This is a genomic window from Flavobacterium phycosphaerae, from assembly GCF_010119235.1.
GTDB lineage: Bacteria > Bacteroidota > Bacteroidia > Flavobacteriales > Flavobacteriaceae > Flavobacterium > Flavobacterium phycosphaerae.
Map to the genome: position 1 here is coordinate 1,684,054 of NZ_JAAATZ010000001.1, position 19,076 is coordinate 1,703,129.

A 19,076-nucleotide genomic window follows, 5' to 3' on the forward strand; every position below is an offset into this window, starting at 1 on the left:
AACTAATTTTTTATCCTTTTTTGATGCAGGATGAAGTGTTAATAAAATTTTGTTAATAGTAGCGCCGATACTTGTATAATGTGATTGAATTGTTACTTTTGTTGATTGTAACGTCCCATTTTATTTATCAGTTATCATTAATTTAAATAAATTTTTAACCGTTTCATTTTAAAGAAGAAAATTGTAAGCAATGAATATAAAGCATTTGTTTTTCGGATTATTAGTAGCCCTAACTTATAACGGGTTTGCTCAAAACAATACTAAAGAAGTTTTATTCACCATCAACGAAAAATCCTATTATACTGATGAGTTTGCCAGAGTTTACAAAAAAAACCTGGACTTAGTAAAAGACGAATCGCAGAAAGATTTAAATCAATATTTAGAGCTGTTTATTGGTTATAAATTAAAAGTAAATAAAGCCTATAAATTAGGGTTACAAAACAATCCGCAATACCAAAGCGAATTAAAATCCTATCGAACTCAATTAGCCAAAAACTATTTCAACGACACTAAAATCACACAAGAGCTAATAGAAGAAGGCTACAATCGTCTGCAAAAAGAAATCAAAGCATCCCACATCTTAATCTTAGTGGATGAAAATGCCGCTCCGGCGGATACTTTGAAAGCCTACAAAAAAATTGAAGATATCTATAAAAGAGCTTTGGCCGGAGAAGACTTTGCTAATTTAGCCACTCAATATTCGGAAGATCCATCAGCCAAAGAAAACAAAGGAAGCTTGGGTTATTTCTCTGCTTTCCGAATGGTATATCCTTTTGAAAGCGCTGCTTACAATACTCAAAAGGGAAAGATTTCTAAAATCATCAGAACCCGTTTCGGATACCACATCATAAAAGTGGATGATATCAGAAACAATAGAGGCGAAGTTACCGTAGCACACATCATGATTTTGAATCCAAAACCGGAGGATGCTGACCAAGACAAAGCTAAAAACACCATCAACGATATTTACAAAAAAATACAGCAAGGCGAAAAATTTGAAGATTTAGCCAAGCAATTTTCAGAAGATAAATCTTCATCCTCCAAAGGCGGGGTGCTGAATAAATTCGGTTCGGGTCAGTTAAGTTCTGAAGAATTTGAAAATGTAGCTTTTGCTTTGACACAACCTAATGAAGTTTCCAAACCATTCCAATCTCAATTCGGCTGGCACATCGTGAAGCTGATAGAAAAAAATCCAATAAAAACAATGGATGAAATGAAAGGTGAGTTGGAAAGCAAAATTGGTAAAGACGACCGTTCCAAAAAAATTGTGGCTTCGCTTAATGAAAAATTGAGAAAAAAATACACGTATAAAAAGGATGCAAAACAATATGCTTTGGTCTCAAAATTGGTTACCGACGCATTTTATGACGCCAAATGGACCATTCCTGCCAATGCCAAAGACTTTACCGCTCCTTTATTAACCATCAATGACAAGAAAATTGACGGTAAAACTTTTTTAGAATTTGTAGAGAAACAACAAAAAACAAGTCCAAACGTTAAGCCGATTTCAAAATTAGTTGACGCTTTATACGAAAAGTTCTTAGACGAACAATTGAAAGCCTACTATGATGACAATCTAGAAAATGAATTTCCTGATTTCGCTAACGTGATGGAAGAGTATCGCGATGGGTTATTGCTTTTTGATTTAATGGAAAAAGAAATTTGGGATCGTTCAAAAACAGATACCATTGGCTTGCAGAAATTCTACAACGACCACAAAATGGAACACATGTGGAAAAAAAGAGTTCAAGCTACTATTATATCTTCAACCAAAATGGAAGAGATAAAAAAAGCATTGGCCATGTTGAAGAAAAAAGCAGAGCCACAGGATATCAAAACCAAACTGAATGTTGGGAATGTGGTTAATGTGATGACCAACAGCGGTACCTTTGAAGAAGGGAATGATGCTATGCCAAAGGGAATGAAATATGAAGTAGGCATTTCGGAAATCTTCAAAGAAGGAGAATATTATTTTGTAACCAAAGTGGATAAAGTATTGCCGGCAGAGGTTAAAACCTTTGACGAATGCAAAGGCAAAATAGTAAACGATTACCAGCAATATTTAGAACAACGTTGGGTTGATGACTTGAAACAAGAGTACACCGTCAAAACCAATAAGGAGGTTTTTGAACATGTCAAAAAACAATTAAATCCATAACATGATCAGAAATAGTTTTTTCCTACTGTTTTTGATGATTTGTTCTTGTAACTATTTCAAACCGGAGCAAAAACCGGAATCAATTGCCAGAGTCGGGAAAAATTATTTATACAAAAGTGATTTGGCTACACTGGTTCCGGTAGGAACTTCAAAAGAAGACAGCCTGTTAATCGTCAGAGATTTTATTGATCGTTGGGCTAGCCAAAAATTACTGATAGATGCCGCCGAAAGAAATCTGAGCGAAAACAAAAAGAAAGAATTCAATGCCCTAATCCGGCAGTATAAAATAGATTTATATACTAAAGCTTACATTGACGAAGTTGTCAAAAGCACAGTGGATACGCTGGTAAGTGAGGAAGAATTAAAAAAATATTATAAAGAAAACAAAGATAATTTTAAAACCAACGGAACTTTAGTGCGAATGCGATTCGTCAATTTGGCTAAAGACAATCCGAAGTTTGCCACTATAAGAAGCAAGTTTTTTGATTACAATAAAAAAGACAAAAAGTTCTGGGACACTTATGCTTTGCAGTTCAAGAGTTTTGCTTTGAATGATAGTGTTTGGATTGATATGAGCCAAGTGTATGTAAAGCTGCCGGTCATCAATCCTGACAACAGAGATGAGCTTATCCGTTCGGGCAAAAAAGTTGAAATACAGGACAAAGACGATGTGTATTTGATAAAAGTCACCAATGTGATTGACAAAAACCAAAGGGCGCCTTTTGAATACATTAAACCCACCCTGAAAGAAGTTATATTGAACAAGAGAAAATTAGAATTGATAAAGAAATTTGAAAAAGAAATCACGAATGATGCCATTAAAAACAAGGATTATGAAGTATACAAGTAGCAAATTTACAGTCGCGATAATCACCACGATTTGTACTGTGTTTTTTGCCAATGCCCAGGAAATCATTAAAGATTCGGTGAAAACCAAAACACCGGTTGCTTCACTTCGCAAGCAAAAAGTGGATGGCGTTATAGCAACTGTCGGTGATTATATAATTTTAGATTCTGATATTGATAAAACGTTTTTAGAATTATCCAGCCAAGGAAATTCAATAAAAGATATCACCCGTTGTCAAATGCTTGGGAAATTGCTGGAAGACAAATTGTACGCCCATCAAGCAGTTCAAGACAGTATCATCGTAAAAGATGAAGAGGTTAAAGAAAAAATGAACGACCAGTTGAACTATATGGTAGAGCAGTTGGGTTCTATGGAAAAAGTGGTGCAGTATTTCAAGAAAAATAACGAAGAAGAATTCAGAAGTGAATTGTTTGATATTATCAAAATGAATAAGCTGGGTGCCGAAATGCAAAAGAAAATCATTGATGCCGTAGAAATTACACCGGAAGAAACTCGTACTTTTTTCAAATCTATTCCTCAAAACGACTTACCGGTTTTTGGTGCCGAAATGGAGGTAGCCCAAATTGTGGTCAGTCCCAAAATAAGTGATGAAGAAAAGCAAAGAGTAATCAACCGATTAAAAGAAATCAAAGCCGAAGTATTGGCCGGTTCCAGTTTCAAAACCCGTGCGGTTATTTATTCTGATGACCGAGGTTCAGCAGCCAATGGAGGTTTTTATAAAATTAACCGAAAGACACAGTTCGTAAAAGAATTTAAAGATGTGGCCTTTAGCCTTAGCGAAGGTGAAATTTCAGAGCCGTTTGAAACCGAATACGGATACCACATTATTATGGTTGAAAAGATACTAGGTCAGGAAGTAGAGTTGCGTCATATTTTAATGATGCCAAAAGTATCGGATCAAGCTTTGAAAGATGCTAAAGAGAAAATTACCTTGATTAAAAAGCGTATCGAAAACGGCGAGATTACTTTTGCTGATGCTGCCCGAACCATGTCAGACGAAAAAGAAACTCGTGCCAATGGCGGAACTTTAATCAATCCAAAAACACAGGATACCCACTTCGAATTGACGAAAATGGATCCAAGTTTATACAGTGAAGTGTCTAATTTGAAAAATGGAGCCGTAACAGCACCAATTTTGGATGACGACCCAAGAACCGGAAAGAAATACAAAATCATAACGGTGACCAACAGAATTGACGAACACACTGCCGATTATGCTAAAGATTATACCAAAATCAAGGACTTAGCGTTGAAAGAAAAACAAATCAAAGCCATTGGCAAGTGGAGTGATGAGAAAATAAAAGAAACCTATATCAAAATAAACGGTGAATACAGAGATTGTATGTTTACTAATAATTGGTTGAAAAAATAATTGTAGTTTAGAGCATTTAAATCCCTTACTAATAAATCCTAATTAAAATGTCTGATGTTGTTGCCATTCAAAATTTAGTTCAAAGAAGAGTTGAACTTAAGAAAGAAATTTCGAAAATTATTGTGGGTCAAGACGATGTTGTTGATCAAATTTTACTCAGTATCTTTTCGGGCGGACATGCTTTGCTGGTCGGAGTTCCCGGTTTGGCCAAAACCTTAATGGTAAACACCATTTCTCAGGCTTTAGGTTTGGATTTTAAGCGTATTCAGTTCACACCCGATTTAATGCCGTCGGATATCTTGGGAAGTGAAATTTTGGACGAAAATCGTCAATTTAAATTTATCAAAGGGCCTATTTTTGCCAATATCATTTTGGCCGATGAGATTAACAGAACACCACCAAAAACGCAGGCAGCTTTATTAGAAGCCATGCAGGAAAGAGCGGTAACCATCGCCGGACAAAATTATAAATTAGCGCTGCCTTATTTTGTTTTAGCAACTCAAAACCCAATAGAGCAGGAAGGAACTTATCCTTTGCCGGAAGCACAGTTAGACCGTTTTATGTTTGCCATCAAATTGGATTATCCTTCGTTTGCCGAAGAAGTTCAAGTAGTAAAAAGCACGACTTCCGATGAAAAGCCGGTTATAAATTCATTGTTCCAAGCACAGGAAATTATCGATTTCCAGCATTTAATCCGCCGTATTCCGGTAGCTGATAACGTAGTAGAATACGCGGTGACTTTAGTGGGTAAAACCAGACCAAAAAGCGCTTTGGCTTCAGAATATGTCAACAACTATTTAGATTGGGGTGCTGGACCAAGAGCTTCACAGAACTTAATTTTAGCAGCCAAAGCCAATGCAGCTTTTAATGGTAAATTTTCTCCCGATATTGAAGATGTAAAAGCAGTAGCCGTTGGTATTTTGCGCCACAGAATCATCAAAAACTACAAAGCTGACGCAGAAGGTATTTCGGAAGAAATGATTATTGCTAAGTTGCTTTAATTTTTTTGAAGTAATTCATCCAGCTCTTTATCGTAAAAAAACAAAAACATGCTTCCCATCATGTCTTGATTTTCGGAGGTTGTATTGTTGACTTCCAACACAATTTCATACTTGTGATTTTTGTATAACCAAATGCCTACTTCTGATGAAAAAGGCTCAATACCGGTTATTCCTGTTTTTCCTATGTGATTTGTGATTTTGCTGTTGAAAATGGCTTGGTGTGTCGTTTTATCAAATAAAGAAATACGTGTCGCAAAAGGATGAACGTGTATGGCGGCAGCATGCAATCGGAGGCTGTCCTGAAGTTGCAATTGCTCATTTACATCACTTCGATACGTGTTTTTGCCAACAGGAATTACCCAATGCCCCGATAATTTATTTCCTTTCCCGTCATCATAACTGTGATTTTTGGTTTCCACCGGAATGCATTGATTTGTCCCTGGGTCAGTAGGTTGTTTATAAGGATTTGATTTGTCGTAAGGCAACATGATAAAAGCGGTGCGACTCATCAAAGGTTTTAAATTTTTAGCCTTAGAATAGTCAATGTCTACTTCATGGCGAATCCAAAAATTAGCCTCCGGAAGATTGTGGTTTAAAGATTCAGTGGTAACATAGAGCAACTCATTTCCTTTCATCGGAACGCCATACCCTTTCGGAAAACTGAAATTTTCCATGCCATGCGAAAGCGAAGTCAAGCGAGGGTATTGGGTGCCAATTCTTTTTTCTAAATGAAAGGAACTGTAATATTTCACATCGTTAAAATCCACATTAGTATGACAAATAAAATCCTTTGAAACGGTTTTCAGCGATTTCGCAGCTAATGCTTTTACGTGAAATCCGGTTAACCAAAGCAGAGTAGAGTCTTGAGAAAGTTGCACATAGTTAGACGATTTTGGTCCTTCCATTGATTTGTAGATTCCATCAATATAAAATTCGGGCGAAATCATTTTATACGTTTCCGACCGGTTAGCAACTTTCCATTCTTTATCAACGATGCCTAGTTTTTCAAATAAAAATGATTTGACAATGGCTTTGTGTCGGTTCGGCATTTGCCAATACCAAATTCCGCCTGTCAATAGTCCGATTAGGATTAGAACTCCTGAAATTTTATATATCTTTGATTTCAACATACCACAAAAGTACATTTTCTATGATTGGAAATCAAAGCGGGCCAAGGATATTTGGATTAGACTTAATGAGAGCCATGGCCATTTCGATGGTGGTGTTCGGACATTGTGTTTGGATTTTCCCTGTTACGAATGGATTTTTTCATCAGTTGTTGGTGCTTTCGGGTTTTTTTGGTGTTGAAATTTTCTTTGTGTTGAGTGGTTTTCTTATCGGGAAAATTTTTTACGAACTCTATCTCAAAGAGGATTTTTCGATGCAAACGGTTTTTTATTTTTTGAAAAGAAGATGGTTCCGAACTCTGCCCAATTATTATCTGGTATTGCTAATTAATATAGGCGTAGCTACGATTGTTGGGTATCCGTTGTTTTTTTTGTGGAAGTATTTTTTCTTTTTGCAAAACCTGAACACCACCATGCTGTCGTTTTTCCCTGAATCATGGAGTCTTTCCGTTGAAGAGTTTGCTTATGTAGTTTTGCCGATTTTTCTAATGATTGTCACCTATTGCATTAAACCGAAAAACAAATCGCGATTCTTTGCGTTAGCGGTTTTGACACTGATACTGATTTTCTTTTGTAACAAAATTTATTATCAAAATACCACAGCCAACACCACTTTAACCCAATGGAATATGTCGTTAAAAGCGGTTGTACTTTATCGCTTGGACAGTATTTTTATCGGTGTTTTGTGCAGTTGGATTTATTTAAATTTCACCTCTTTTTGGCAAAAGAACAAATACATTTTCTTTGTTTTAGGCACACTGATTTTTTTATTTCAATTTGTTGCTATTGGTTATTTTGGGTTGCTGATTGAAAGTCATCCGGTGCTTTGGAATGTATTTTACCTGCCAATGATTTCTGTTGCTGTTGCCTGTTTTCTCCCTTTTTTATCTGAATGGAAAGAAGAAAAATCAGTACTTCGTAAGCCGGTTGTTTTTATTAGCCTCATTTCTTATTCTGTTTACCTTTTGCACTATAGTGTGGTGTTACAACTTTTGAAGCATTATATCCAATATGATTCACAAAATCCTTTTGAATTGTATGGTTTTGTGGCGGCGTATGTTGGCATCACATTCCTTTTGAGTTATCTCTTGTACCGTTTTTATGAAAAACCAATGATGAATTTAAGAGATAAAAGTTAATAATTTTCAATTTTTATTGATATAAATAAGGAATTGGCAAAAAATGAGTACCAAAAATCCGCTTTTCACAAAACATTCTCATCAAACAACTTATTTTATTAAAAACTTTTTAGAAGTATAACGTTTTCGTAAATTTGCTCTGCAAACAAATTAAACCCAATATATATGGCTTTTGATATTGAAATGATTGAAAAAGTATACGCCACTATGGCTGCTCGTGTTGACAAAGCTAGAGAGCTGGTTGGTCGTCCGCTTACTTTATCTGAAAAGATTTTATATGCACATTTATGGGAAGGAATGCCTTCTCAATCGTTCACCCGTGGAAAAGATTATGTAGATTTTGCACCTGATAGAGTTGCTTGTCAAGATGCTACGGCTCAGATGGCGTTATTGCAATTTATGCACGCCGGAAAAAACAAAGCAGCGGTACCGACAACGGTGCACTGTGACCACTTAATTCAAGCAAAAGTTGGCGCTACTACTGATTTGGCAGTAGCCAATTCACAGTCAAAAGAAGTTTTCGATTTCCTTTCTTCGGTTTCTAATAAATACGGAATCGGGTTTTGGAAACCGGGTTCAGGAATTATTCACCAAATCGTTTTAGAAAATTATGCTTTCCCAGGCGGAATGATGATAGGTACCGATTCACACACGGTTAATGCCGGTGGATTAGGAATGTTGGCTATTGGTGTTGGTGGTGCTGATGCCGTAGATGTAATGTCGGGCATGTCATGGGAATTGAAATTTCCAAAATTAATCGGAGTAAAGTTGACCGGAAAATTAAACGGTTGGACCGCTCCCAAAGATGTAATTCTAAAAGTAGCCGATATCCTTACCGTAAAAGGTGGTACGGGTGCTATTGTTGAATATTTTGGCGAAGGGGCTACTTCGATGTCTTGTACCGGTAAAGGTACTATTTGTAATATGGGTGCTGAGATTGGTGCCACTACTTCTACTTTTGGTTATGATGATTCAATGAGAAGATACTTAGCGGCTACAGGTCGTCAGGATGTAGTAAATGCGGCTGATAAAGTCGCGTCTTATTTGACTGCTGATGCTGATGTGTATGCTAATCCGTCTAATTATTTTGATCAAGTAATCGAAATTAACCTTTCGGAATTAGAGCCACACATTAACGGCCCTTTCACTCCGGACAGAGGAACTCCGGTTTCTAAAATGAAAGAAGAAGCGGCTGCTAACGGTTGGCCGTTAAAAGTAGAATGGGGTTTAATTGGTTCGTGTACCAATTCCTCTTATGAAGATATGGCTCGCGCAGCTTCTATTGTAGAACAAGCAGTGGCTCATGGGATTACTCCAAAAGCTGAATTTGGAATCAATCCGGGTTCAGAGCAGATTCGTTATACTATCGAAAGAGATGGTATCATTGCTACTTTTGAAAAAATGGGAACTAAAGTATTTACGAATGCTTGCGGACCTTGTATTGGGCAATGGGATAGAGCCGGAGCTGATAAAGGCGAAAAAAATACTATTGTTCACTCGTTCAACAGAAACTTCTCTAAACGTGCCGATGGTAATCCGAATACTCATGCTTTTGTAACCTCACCTGAAATGGTGGCTGCTTTAGCTATCTCAGGTGATTTGTCTTTCAATCCGTTAACTGATACGTTATTGAATGATAATGGTGAAGAAGTGAAATTATTACCACCAGTTGGTGATGAATTACCGAAAAGAGGTTTTGATGTAGAAGATGCCGGTTTCCAAGCTCCTGCTGCTGATGGTTCTTCGGTTCAAGTTGCGGTTTCACCCACTTCAGACCGTTTGCAATTACTGGCTCCTTTTGAGGCTTGGGACGGAAAAAACATTACCGGTGCTAAATTGTTAATCAAAGCCTACGGAAAATGTACTACCGATCACATTTCTATGGCCGGCCCGTGGTTGCGTTTCCGTGGTCATTTAGATAACATTTCAAACAACATGTTGATTGGAGCGATTAACGCTTTTAATCAAGAAGCTAATAAAGTTAAAAACCAATTGACCGGTGCTTATGATGCTGTTCCTGCTGTACAAAGAGCTTATAAAGCTGCCGGTGTTCCCTCTATAGTAGTGGGAGACCAAAATTACGGAGAAGGTTCTTCTCGTGAGCATGCCGCTATGGAACCACGTTTCTTAGGTGTGATAGCCGTATTGGTAAAATCGTTTGCTCGTATTCATGAAACTAACTTGAAAAAGCAAGGAATGTTAGCCTTAACCTTTGCTAATGAAGCGGATTATGATAAAATTCAGGAGAACGATAGTATCAACTTCTTAGATTTAACGGAATTTGCTCCAGGCAAACCATTGACGTTAGAGTTTGTTCATACTGATGGTTCAAAAGATATCATCTTGGCTAACCATACATATAATGAAAGTCAAATCGGATGGTTTGTAGCCGGTTCAGCTTTGAATTTGATTGCTGCCGGGAAGGCGTAACGATCATTTAAATTATTACATAAAAAAACGCTCCGCCTATTTTGCGGAGCGTTTTTCTTTTTGAATTAAACCCTTTTATAAACTTCCTTAAGTCCGTTGTTCCAATCTACCGTTTCATAGTAGAAATCGACAGCGGTTAAATCCTTCTTTTTTCTAATTACACATTTACCTGTTACATTTGCTTCATGGCCGTTAATGGTAATCTTCTTGTTGGTCTCTAATTTGTTAGCCAAGTACAAGTCATAAATTTTACTCGCGATATCTTTGCGAATGGTCATTTTTGAATTGTATGTGCTCACGATTACAGTTCCTTTTTTGGAACGGGCGACCAGCTCCATTCCGCTCTGACCATAATTGTAGGTCTGAGTCTTCGGCTCTTCATGAGAGAAGGCAAAAGAAGTCATTAGTAGTAAACTAAAAAATACTTTTTTCATAAATCAAGATTTGAGGACTTAATTAGAACGCGAAAAATAGTGATTTATTATTTACTGCCGTATGTTTATTAACAAAAAATTGTTAATAACAACAAAAAATCCGTCTAAGTGCAAGAATTAAACGGATTTTTCTGAAGTAATATAACTATTAATAGTAAGTATAACGTCTTACTTTAGCAATGTATTTTGACAAACGAATCACTTGGTGGCTATAGCCATACTCATTATCGTACCAAACATACAACACTATATTTTTTCCGTCCCCGGAAACAATCGTAGCATTACTGTCGTAAATAGATGGTTGAGCTGTTCCGACAATATCAGAAGAAACCAGTTCGTTATTTAATGAATATCTGATTTGCTCTACCAATTCGCCTTCAAGCGCATATTTTTTCATGATAGCATTTACTTCTTCAACTGAAGTTTCATTGCTAACTTCAAGATTTAATACGACCAAAGAGCCATTTGGCACAGGTACACGAATCGCGTTTGATGTTAGTTTACCTGCTAAACTTGGCAATGCTTTAGCAACAGCAGTTCCGGCGCCGGTTTCAGTAATTACCATATTCAAAGCAGCGGCACGACCACGACGGTATTTTTTGTGCATGTTATCTACTAAGTTTTGGTCATTGGTATAAGCATGAATGGTTTCTAAGTGTCCTTTTACAACACCTAGTGTATCTTCAATCGCTTTTAAAATTGGGGTAATCGCATTGGTTGTACAAGAGGCAGCGGAGAAAATATGTACTTCATCCGGATTGTAATCGTTGTGATTTACGCCATACACAATATTCGGAACCCCTTTTCCGGGAGCGGTTAGTAGCACTTTATCTACTCCTTTAGAAACCAAATGACGTTTCAATGCTTCTTCGGTAGTGAAGGCTCCTGTGTTATCAATAACCAAAGCATCTTCGATACCAAATTGGGTATAATCAATTTCTTCCGGAGAGTTGGCGGTTATAACATGAACAGTTGTTCCGTTAATGATTAAGGCATTATTTTCAATATCAGCTTGAACCGAACCTTCAAAATCACCGTGAACAGAATCGTAACGCAATAAGGAAGCTCTTTTTTCTAACGAAGAAGCATCATTTCGGTCACGAGTTACTATGGCGCGAAGGCGTAATTGCTGACCTTTTCCAATTTTGCTCATCATTTCACGAGCCAATAAACGACCAATTCGGCCAAAACCATATAATACTACATCTTTAGGTTTGATGTTTTTGAAGTCTCTGGCATTTTTCAGTTTATCAATAACAAAGGCTTTGCAGTCATGGTATTTGTTATCTTCTAAATGGTATTCGTAAGTTAATTTTCCGATATCAATTCGGGAAGGTGGTAAGTCTAAATTTTCGATAGCTCTGGCAATTTCTACAGAGTCAAAAATGTTAATCGGTTTTTGAACAAATTCACCGGCATATTCATGCAGGTTGATAATGTCACTAACATTTCTGTCGATTAACTGATTTCTGAAAAGAACCAATTCGATGGATTTGTCATACCATAAATCACTGATAATTTTGATGAATTCTACGCCAGCCTTTCGTCTGTCGGCCTGAAAAGACAATTCTTTTTCGTATAAAGTGTTGCTGTTCATAAAAATGGGAATAAGATTTAGTTGTGTTGTTAATTCTGAATTAATTTCAGAAGCTTATTAATTTGGCGCAAAAGTATAAAATAGAAGTGTTTAACGAAAACGATTTCGCTAAATTTTTTGTTAAATAAAAAGCCAATCCTATTACGGACTGGCTTTGAAAAAAAGTAAGTAAGAATGAATTATAATATGATCTGAATGATTTGCCCTATACGGTTAATCATTTGTATGTTAACGCTTTGATTTTCATCTTTTTTGTTTAAAAATCGGGAGATGCTTTCTACGTCAGTAGCTTTTACATTGTCAACGGATAAGATGATACTTCCTTTAAGTTGGTCTGCATAAGGAGCGAGATTTTCGCTATTGACGTCTTTGATACGGACCCCATAATCTATTCGGTATTTCTTTTTGTCTGAAGCATCAATGTTTTCTAATTCCAACCCTTTAAACTCCGTAGTGAACACATCGTTTTTAATCAAAGTAACCGGAACTGTTTTGGTTTCCCCGTCTCTGATAAATGTTACCTGAACTTTGTCATTTGGTCTTTTCGTGTTAATATAACCGGTTAATTCGGCAAATGAATTTATTTTTTGAGCATCTAATTTTTTGATAATATCACCTTTTCTCAAACCGGCTTTTTCAGCCCCGGAGTTTTTAGTTATTTTATTAATGTAAAAACCTTCAGTGTCTTTAATTCCCAATTCTTCTGAAGCTTTACTGTTTAATTCGTTTCCTTCGATGCCCAAAATTCCTCTTTGTACTCCGCCAAATTCCATAATGTCTTCAATGATTTTTCGAGTAATATTTGACGGGATGGCGAATGAATATCCGGTGTAACTTCCGGTTGGAGAAGAAATCATGGTGTTAATTCCAATCAATTCCCCACGAGTGTTAACCAAGGCACCACCACTGTTTCCCGGATTTACAGCAGCATCAGTTTGGATAAATGACTGAAGCCCGTTTGTGTCAAGATTTCTGGCTTTTGCCGAAACAATTCCCGCTGTAACGGTTGAATTTAAATTATACGGATTACCAACGGCTAAAACCCATTCGCCTACTTTTACCTGATCTGAATCGGCAAAAGTGGTGTAAGGTAATTTTTCATCGGTAGTGATTTTTAGTAAAGCAATATCCATTTTAGAGTCGGTTCCAATGAGTTTTGCTTTGTATGATTTGTTATTGTTGAGTGTGACTTCAAGTTCTGTAGCGTCTTTAATCACATGATTGTTGGTTACGATATAGCCATCTTCTGAAATAATAACGCCTGAACCGGTTCCAATTTGTTCTTGTTGCTGACCGCCGCGTTGTCCGTAGAAAAATTCCATGATAGGATTGGAAACCGTTCTTACCGAAACGTTCTTAACGTGAACAACTGTGTGAACCGCATTTTCGGCCGCAGCAGTAAAGTCAACCGCTTCTCCATTAAAACCGACTGTTCTGTTATAATTGTTTGAGGCTGTAGTGACAATCGAATTGCGACTGTCTTTTCCTTCGATAAATAATTTGTAGGCACCAAGAGTAACGGCACCACTTAGTAAAGAAACCAAGAATAAACCGGATAATCGTTTCATAGTCATTAACATTTTTAAATTAGTTTTAGTAAAATTATAAACTTTCAATTTTCTGTCAAACACCCTTTAACGCTCGTTTAACAATTTTTAAGTTAATCTTAATATTTGTTATCTTTGTGTCAGTAAACACCACTATGAAAATCAATTTCACCAAATACCAAGGCACCGGAAACGACTTTGTGATGATTGACAATCGTCAAAACATTTTTCCGAAAAAGGATACTCAACTTATTGAAAAACTGTGCGACCGTCGTTTTGGAATTGGCGCTGATGGTTTGATTTTACTCGAAAATGATAGCAAAACTGATTTCCGAATGGTGTATTATAACTCTGACGGCAAAGAAAGTTCAATGTGTGGTAACGGCGGACGTTGTTTGGTGGCTTTTGCCAAAAGTTTGAATGCCATTGGAGATGAAACTGATTTTATAGCCACGGATGGTTTACATCATGCTTCCATTATTAGCGATGGAACTATCTCGCTCCAAATGAAAGATGTTTTGGAAGTGAAAATAGAAAGCGATTACGTTTTTTTGAATACCGGCTCACCACACCACGTGATGATGATTGATGATTTAAAAACTTTTGATGTTAAAACCAATGGTGCCAGAATCCGCTATTCTGATTTGTATGGAAAGGCAGGAAGTAATGTCAATTTTGTCAAACAACTTGGCGATAATCATTTTGCTTTGCGAACATACGAACGTGGGGTAGAAGACGAAACATTATCCTGCGGAACCGGTGCTACAGCCACCGCTATAGCTATGCATGCTCTTGGTAAAACGAAATCCCACCACATTATGTTAGACGTAGAAGGCGGTAAGTTGGAAGTTTCTTTCGTTAAAGAAGGGGATACTTATACCAACGTTTTTCTGAAAGGACCGGCAACCTTTGTTTTTGAAGGAGAGATAGCATGGTAACACTACAAGGACCAACGATTTACTTGCGTGCGCTCGAACCGGAAGATTTGGAGTTTATCTATCATATAGAAAATGACGAAACTATTTGGGAAGTGAGTAATACTCAAACGCCTTACAGCAAATTCCTGATTCGACAATACCTTGAAAATGCGCATCAGGATATTTATGAAGCGAAGCAATTGCGTTTAGCGATTTGTAAAAAAGAATCTTCGGAAGCTATTGGACTAATTGATTTGTTTGATTTTGATCCTAGAAATAAGCGTGCCGGGGTTGGGATTATCATTCAAAATGAAACAGATAGGAATTCCGGTTTTGGTAAAGAAGCTTTGAAATTGGTTATCGAATATTCTTTTCAGCAATTACAATTACATCAGTTGTATGCCAATATCGGAACAGAAAACACAGCAAGCTTAGCGCTTTTTACTACATTTGGATTTGAAAAAGCAGGGGTTAAAAAAGATTGGAATTTCATTAATAATTCCTTCAAAGATGAAGCCCTTTTTCAGTTAATAAAAAATAAACTAAATACATTTTCGGTTTTGAACACAAAAAGAAATACGATTTTTAAAGTGCTGGCAGCAGTTTTTTTGCTTGCTGTTATTATAGTTTTTGTTAAATTTTTTACTTCGGATACTAGTTTTGAACAAGAGGAAGTTTATGTTCAAATTCCAACTGGTTCAACCTATCAGGATGTAGAAAAAATTCTTTCTCCTTATGTGAAAAGCATGGGTAGTTTTGAATTTATTGCGAATCGCCGGTCCTATCCAGATAATGTAAAACCCGGTAGGTTTTTATTGAAAAAAGGAATGAGTGCTTTTCAATTGGTGTCCGCCATGCGAAGAAATGTTCCTGTGAAATTGGCCTTTAACAATCAGGAAAGACTAGAAAACTTATGTGAACGCATTAGTTCTCAAATTGAACCGGATACCACAAAATTATTAGCAACGTTCCGCGATTCTGTTTTTCTTCAAAAGAATGGCTTCACTAAGGAAAATGTTTTTGCTATGTTTTTGCCTAACACTTATGAGTTTTATTGGAATATTTCAGCGGAAAAATTCAGAGATAAAATGTTGGAGGAATACAATCGTTTTTGGACCAAAGAAAGAATTGCCAAAGCTTCAGCTTTAAATTTAACGCCGGTTCAAGTGATAACTTTAGCTTCCATTGTTCATAAAGAAACGGTTAAAAAAAGCGAAAGACCAACCGTAGCAGGCGTTTATTTGAACAGATTAAAACAAGGAATGAAATTGCAGGCCGACCCAACGGTAATTTATGCGCTGAAATTGAGAGATAATAATTTCGATCAAATCATTAAAAGAGTTTTGTATAACGATTTGTTTATTAATTCCCCCTATAATACTTATCAAAAAGAAGGCTTGCCACCGGGCCCAATTGCTATGCCTGATATAGATGCTATTGATGCCGTTTTGAATCCGGAAAAACACAATTATTTGTACTTCTGTGCCAGTGTTGAAAAATTCGGATACCATGAATTTGCGGCCACTATGGCACAACATGATGTTAATGCCAAGAAATATGCTGATTGGTTGAATGCTCAAGGAACTAAACGGTAATTCTTGAGAACCAGCAACTACATAATCCTATTGCTTTTTTTTTCGAGTTTTGTTTTGGGGCAAAATTCTCTTGAACGTTTTTTAAAGCCTGCTGATACCTTAAATAAAAGCAGACTTAAAACTCTTGTTATAACTGAAACAGTGATTGGTGGCGCTACTTTGATTGGTTTAAATCAATTATGGTATGCCGATTATCCCCGTTCGAATTTTCATTTCATAAATGATAATAATGAATGGATGCAAATGGATAAAATGGGTCATCTTTTTTCTTCTTACCATTTAGGGAGTTATGGTGCCAATGCTTTGAAATGGTCAGGGGCTAATAGAAAAAATCAATTACTTTATGGTTCAACACTTGGGTTAGCTTTTTTAACAACGGTTGAGGTATTTGACGGTTATTCACAGAAATGGGGAGCCTCAATGGGCGATGTTGCTGCAAATATTTCTGGAACAGCCTTATTTGTTTCACAAGAATTACTTTGGAAAGAGCAGCGAATTATTCCTAAATTTTCTTTTCACACTACTTCTTATGCCAAAGTTCGCCCTGAAGTCTTAGGAAGTTCATTATCAGAACAGATTCTGAAAGATTATAACGGGCAAACGTATTGGTTGTCGGTCAATCTTCATTCGTTTGCCAAAACTACTAAAATCCCGAAATGGCTAAATGTAGCTATCGGTTATGGAGCCGATGGAATGATTACCGGAAATGAAGATGAAACAGACACTACAATTTCGCTTCCGGAGAGTCAAAGATACCGTCAATTTTACCTCAGTCTCGACGTTGATTTGACGAAAATTGAAACTAAATCACATTTTGTTAAGACAATTTTAACAATTTTCAATACTATTAAGATTCCTGCTCCCACGTTTGAAATCAAGGGTTCCGGCGGGACGAAATTGCATTTAATCTACTTTTAATGTAGTTTAACTACTTGATATTCAATTTTATAAATTTAGTTGTATATTTGCACTCGGAAATTTCATGTCGGTGACAGCGCTTGAGAAATAACAATTAATGATAAAAAAAGTAATTTTTTACATCGCAATCCTACTCACTGTAGCTTTCATAAGCTCTGGTTTTAAACCTTATAATTCCCAAATCAATGACGGTTTTCGTCTTGATGAAACCGAAGGACTTTTATATGTCTTTCCTTCTCAAAACAATATAGATTATGTAAACCTTAAAATCCCATACATGGGCAAATATTTTATTGGTTACAAAGAAGCTATAGCACACAAAGAATCCCAAGGTAAATACAGAAAAATAAATACGTTAGGGTATTTAGGGAAATACCAATTTGGTATGGAAACTTTAAAGTCTATCGGAATTAATGATAGTACTAGCTTTATAAACAATCCAAAACTTCAGGAAAAAGCTTTTGTTGCTTTATTGTCTAAAAACAAGTATGAGTTGAGATACTACATCAATTATTTTGAAGGTAAAGTTGTTGATGGGGTTAAAATTACTGAATCCGGAATTTTAGCAGCGGCACATTTAGGAGGTTCAGGCTCTGTAAAACGTTTTCTGAATTCGAATGGCGAGAAGCAATGTAAAGATGATTATGGGACTTCGGTACGTACCTATCTTAGGGATTTTGGCGGTTTTGAAACACAAGGTATCAAAGCTATTAAGAACGCTAAAGTGAAATAAATAAAGAGGAGAATATCAGGAGAATATTAAGAATTCTTTTCTGTTAAAACTTATGAATTATAAAAATGGTCGGTCTGTTATGCAGTTCGACCTTTGTTTTTTTCCAATCTGCTACACGTAGTGTTTTGATGTACTCCGTAGGTAATGTAATGTCAGTCGCAACGCACAGGTGAGTGTTCGGTTGCAATGCTTGTAAAAAATCTTCCAGCAACTTATTGTTCCGATAAGGGGTTTCGATAAAAATTTGTGACTGATTCTTATCGTGTGATAGTTTTTCAAAGTTCTTTAACGCCGATTTCTTTTCGCCTTTATCAATAGGAAGATAGCCGTTAAAGGCAAAGCTTTGTCCGTTCATTCCTGAACCCATCAGGGCTAATAAAATAGAAGATGGACCAACTAAAGGCACTACTTGTATTCCTTTTTCATGCGCAATTTTCACTATGGCCGCACCCGGATCGGCTACTCCCGGACACCCGGCTTCACTCATCAATCCGACGTTTACACCGTTTAAGCAAGGAGTAATCATTGAATTGTGTTCGGTTATTTCGGTGTGCTTATTAAGGGTAGAGATTTTTAAACTCGCCTGAACTTTTTCAGGATAAATGGCCTTGATAAATTTTCGGGCTGTTTTTTCGTTTTCTACAATGTAATAGTCAATGAAATCAATGGCTCTTTTTACCGTTTGAGGCAATACATCATCAGGATTCATATCGCCCAAAGTGGTTGGAATCAAATAGAGTTTTCCTTTGAGGGTTACCGGCTTCATGAATGTTTTTCGATTAATTTTTTGGCCAAAATATCACAGGTTTCATTCAGCATTTCGTAGACCATGTCAAAACCATTTTGTAATCCAAAATAAGGATCAGGGACATCAACATTTTCTCCGGGGAAAAGATGGTTTAATATCATGTCTACTTTGGCTTTATGTTCTTCATTTTTGGCTAGTTCAATCACATTATCGTAGTTGGAACTGTCCATCACATAGATATAATCAAAATCTTCAAAATCTCTGGAGGAAAACTGTCTGGCTTTTTGAAAGGTAATGTCTAAACCATGTTTTTTTGCTACCAGAATAGAACGTTGGTCCGGCTGTTTGCCAATATGATAAGCACCGGTTCCGGCTGAATCTACAAAGAATTTATCTTTTGGAAGTTTTGACGCTAGTAAGCCTTCTGCCAATGGAGATCGACAAATATTTCCTAAGCAAACCATTAAAATTTTAACGGACATAGTGTGTTTT

General features: G+C 36.6%; 16 protein-coding genes. 10 read left to right on the forward strand and 6 right to left on the reverse strand.

Annotated features, from left to right (window positions below):
- Window positions 1–190 precede the first annotated feature (190 nt).
- The 4 genes from GUU89_RS07465 to GUU89_RS07480 are packed head-to-tail and all read left to right on the forward strand — an operon-like array spanning window position 191 to window position 5,399.
- Window positions 191–2,158 (forward strand): peptidylprolyl isomerase, encoded by a 1,968-nt coding sequence (locus tag GUU89_RS07465; protein ID WP_162127327.1) that lies wholly within the window; start codon window positions 191–193, stop codon window positions 2,156–2,158.
- 1 nt (window position 2,159) lies between these two features.
- Complete coding sequence (locus GUU89_RS07470; RefSeq protein WP_162127328.1) at window positions 2,160–3,008, forward strand: peptidylprolyl isomerase; 849 nt, start codon at window positions 2,160–2,162, stop codon at window positions 3,006–3,008.
- The gene (locus GUU89_RS07475; protein WP_162128643.1) at window positions 2,971–4,398 is read left to right on the forward strand and encodes a peptidylprolyl isomerase; all 1,428 of its coding nucleotides are present in this window, start codon (window positions 2,971–2,973) and stop codon (window positions 4,396–4,398) included. Before GUU89_RS07470 ends, GUU89_RS07475 begins: the two co-directional genes overlap by 38 nt.
- A gap of 47 nt (window positions 4,399–4,445) precedes the next feature.
- Window positions 4,446–5,399, forward strand: a complete 954-nt coding sequence (locus tag GUU89_RS07480; RefSeq protein ID WP_162127329.1) for an AAA family ATPase — start codon at window positions 4,446–4,448, stop codon at window positions 5,397–5,399.
- Here GUU89_RS07480 and GUU89_RS07485 read toward each other — a convergent pair.
- The gene (locus GUU89_RS07485; protein WP_162127330.1) at window positions 5,396–6,529 is read right to left on the reverse strand and encodes a hypothetical protein; all 1,134 of its coding nucleotides are present in this window, start codon (window positions 6,527–6,529) and stop codon (window positions 5,396–5,398) included. The two genes, GUU89_RS07480 and GUU89_RS07485, sit on opposite strands and share 4 nt — an antisense overlap.
- A 20-nt stretch (window positions 6,530–6,549) precedes the next feature.
- Between GUU89_RS07485 and GUU89_RS07490 the strand changes: the two genes are divergently transcribed.
- Window positions 6,550–7,665, forward strand: a complete 1,116-nt coding sequence (locus GUU89_RS07490) for an acyltransferase family protein (RefSeq protein ID WP_162127331.1) — start codon at window positions 6,550–6,552, stop codon at window positions 7,663–7,665.
- Window positions 7,666–7,830: 165 nt separating this feature from the next.
- A complete protein-coding gene (locus GUU89_RS07495; protein WP_162127332.1) occupies window positions 7,831–10,095 on the forward strand; it encodes an aconitate hydratase in 2,265 nt (754 codons plus the stop codon).
- 65 nt (window positions 10,096–10,160) lie between these two features.
- On the opposite strand, the gene GUU89_RS07500 is transcribed toward GUU89_RS07495, so the two are convergent.
- The 3 genes from GUU89_RS07500 to GUU89_RS07510 form a co-directional block, all read right to left on the reverse strand.
- Window positions 10,161–10,529 carry a hypothetical protein gene (locus GUU89_RS07500; protein WP_162127333.1) on the reverse strand — a complete coding sequence of 123 codons (369 nt, stop codon included), beginning with the start codon at window positions 10,527–10,529 and terminating at the stop codon, window positions 10,161–10,163.
- Between the two features lie 148 nt (window positions 10,530–10,677).
- Window positions 10,678–12,126 carry a glyceraldehyde-3-phosphate dehydrogenase gene (locus tag GUU89_RS07505; protein ID WP_162127334.1) on the reverse strand — a complete coding sequence of 483 codons (1,449 nt, stop codon included), beginning with the start codon at window positions 12,124–12,126 and terminating at the stop codon, window positions 10,678–10,680.
- Between the two features lie 179 nt (window positions 12,127–12,305).
- On the reverse strand, window positions 12,306–13,694 hold the full coding sequence (locus tag GUU89_RS07510) for a Do family serine endopeptidase (protein WP_162127335.1): 1,389 nt from the start codon (window positions 13,692–13,694) through the stop codon (window positions 12,306–12,308).
- A gap of 134 nt (window positions 13,695–13,828) precedes the next feature.
- On the opposite strand from GUU89_RS07510, the gene dapF reads away from it, so the two are divergent.
- From dapF to GUU89_RS07530, 4 genes are all read left to right on the forward strand, one after another.
- Entirely contained in the window at window positions 13,829–14,611 is a 783-nt protein-coding gene (gene dapF, locus GUU89_RS07515; RefSeq protein ID WP_162127336.1) for a diaminopimelate epimerase, read from the forward strand.
- Window positions 14,605–16,185, forward strand: coding sequence for an endolytic transglycosylase MltG (gene mltG, locus GUU89_RS15310; RefSeq protein ID WP_162127337.1), 1,581 nt, complete (start codon window positions 14,605–14,607; stop codon window positions 16,183–16,185). Before dapF ends, mltG begins: the two co-directional genes overlap by 7 nt.
- A gap of 3 nt (window positions 16,186–16,188) precedes the next feature.
- Window positions 16,189–17,103: a DUF2279 domain-containing protein gene (locus GUU89_RS07525; RefSeq protein ID WP_162127338.1), complete on the forward strand. Its 915-nt coding sequence runs from the start codon at window positions 16,189–16,191 to the stop codon at window positions 17,101–17,103.
- Between the two features lie 97 nt (window positions 17,104–17,200).
- Window positions 17,201–17,836: a peptidoglycan-binding protein LysM gene (locus GUU89_RS07530; RefSeq protein WP_162127339.1), complete on the forward strand. Its 636-nt coding sequence runs from the start codon at window positions 17,201–17,203 to the stop codon at window positions 17,834–17,836.
- Between the two features lie 43 nt (window positions 17,837–17,879).
- Here the strand turns inward: GUU89_RS07530 and GUU89_RS07535 are convergent, their stop codons facing one another.
- Together GUU89_RS07535 and GUU89_RS07540 are read right to left on the reverse strand one after the other, a co-directional pair.
- Complete coding sequence (locus GUU89_RS07535; RefSeq protein ID WP_162127340.1) at window positions 17,880–18,602, reverse strand: SAM-dependent methyltransferase; 723 nt, start codon at window positions 18,600–18,602, stop codon at window positions 17,880–17,882.
- Window positions 18,599–19,066, reverse strand: coding sequence for a low molecular weight protein-tyrosine-phosphatase (locus GUU89_RS07540; RefSeq protein ID WP_162127341.1), 468 nt, complete (start codon window positions 19,064–19,066; stop codon window positions 18,599–18,601). The genes GUU89_RS07535 and GUU89_RS07540 overlap by 4 nt, the downstream gene beginning before the upstream one ends.
- Between the last annotated feature and the right edge of the window lie 10 nt (window positions 19,067–19,076).

Excerpts from the sequence above, each read along its gene's own strand:
- GUU89_RS07465 (WP_162127327.1), top strand. The coding sequence starts at position 191 with ATGAATATAAAGCATTTGTTTTTCGGATTATTAGTAGCCCTAACTTAT.
- GUU89_RS07470 (WP_162127328.1), top strand. The coding sequence starts at position 2,160 with ATGATCAGAAATAGTTTTTTCCTACTGTTTTTGATGATTTGTTCTTGT.
- GUU89_RS07475 (WP_162128643.1), top strand. The coding sequence starts at position 2,971 with ATGCCATTAAAAACAAGGATTATGAAGTATACAAGTAGCAAATTTACA.
- GUU89_RS07480 (WP_162127329.1), top strand. The coding sequence starts at position 4,446 with ATGTCTGATGTTGTTGCCATTCAAAATTTAGTTCAAAGAAGAGTTGAA.
- GUU89_RS07485 (WP_162127330.1), bottom strand. The coding sequence starts at position 6,529 with ATGTTGAAATCAAAGATATATAAAATTTCAGGAGTTCTAATCCTAATC.
- GUU89_RS07490 (WP_162127331.1), top strand. The coding sequence starts at position 6,550 with ATGATTGGAAATCAAAGCGGGCCAAGGATATTTGGATTAGACTTAATG.
- GUU89_RS07495 (WP_162127332.1), top strand. The coding sequence starts at position 7,831 with ATGGCTTTTGATATTGAAATGATTGAAAAAGTATACGCCACTATGGCT.
- GUU89_RS07500 (WP_162127333.1), bottom strand. The coding sequence starts at position 10,529 with ATGAAAAAAGTATTTTTTAGTTTACTACTAATGACTTCTTTTGCCTTC.
- GUU89_RS07505 (WP_162127334.1), bottom strand. The coding sequence starts at position 12,126 with ATGAACAGCAACACTTTATACGAAAAAGAATTGTCTTTTCAGGCCGAC.
- GUU89_RS07510 (WP_162127335.1), bottom strand. The coding sequence starts at position 13,694 with ATGAAACGATTATCCGGTTTATTCTTGGTTTCTTTACTAAGTGGTGCC.
- dapF (WP_162127336.1), top strand. The coding sequence starts at position 13,829 with ATGAAAATCAATTTCACCAAATACCAAGGCACCGGAAACGACTTTGTG.
- mltG (WP_162127337.1), top strand. The coding sequence starts at position 14,605 with ATGGTAACACTACAAGGACCAACGATTTACTTGCGTGCGCTCGAACCG.
- GUU89_RS07530 (WP_162127339.1), top strand. The coding sequence starts at position 17,201 with ATGATAAAAAAAGTAATTTTTTACATCGCAATCCTACTCACTGTAGCT.
- GUU89_RS07535 (WP_162127340.1), bottom strand. The coding sequence starts at position 18,602 with ATGAAGCCGGTAACCCTCAAAGGAAAACTCTATTTGATTCCAACCACT.
- GUU89_RS07540 (WP_162127341.1), bottom strand. The coding sequence starts at position 19,066 with ATGTCCGTTAAAATTTTAATGGTTTGCTTAGGAAATATTTGTCGATCT.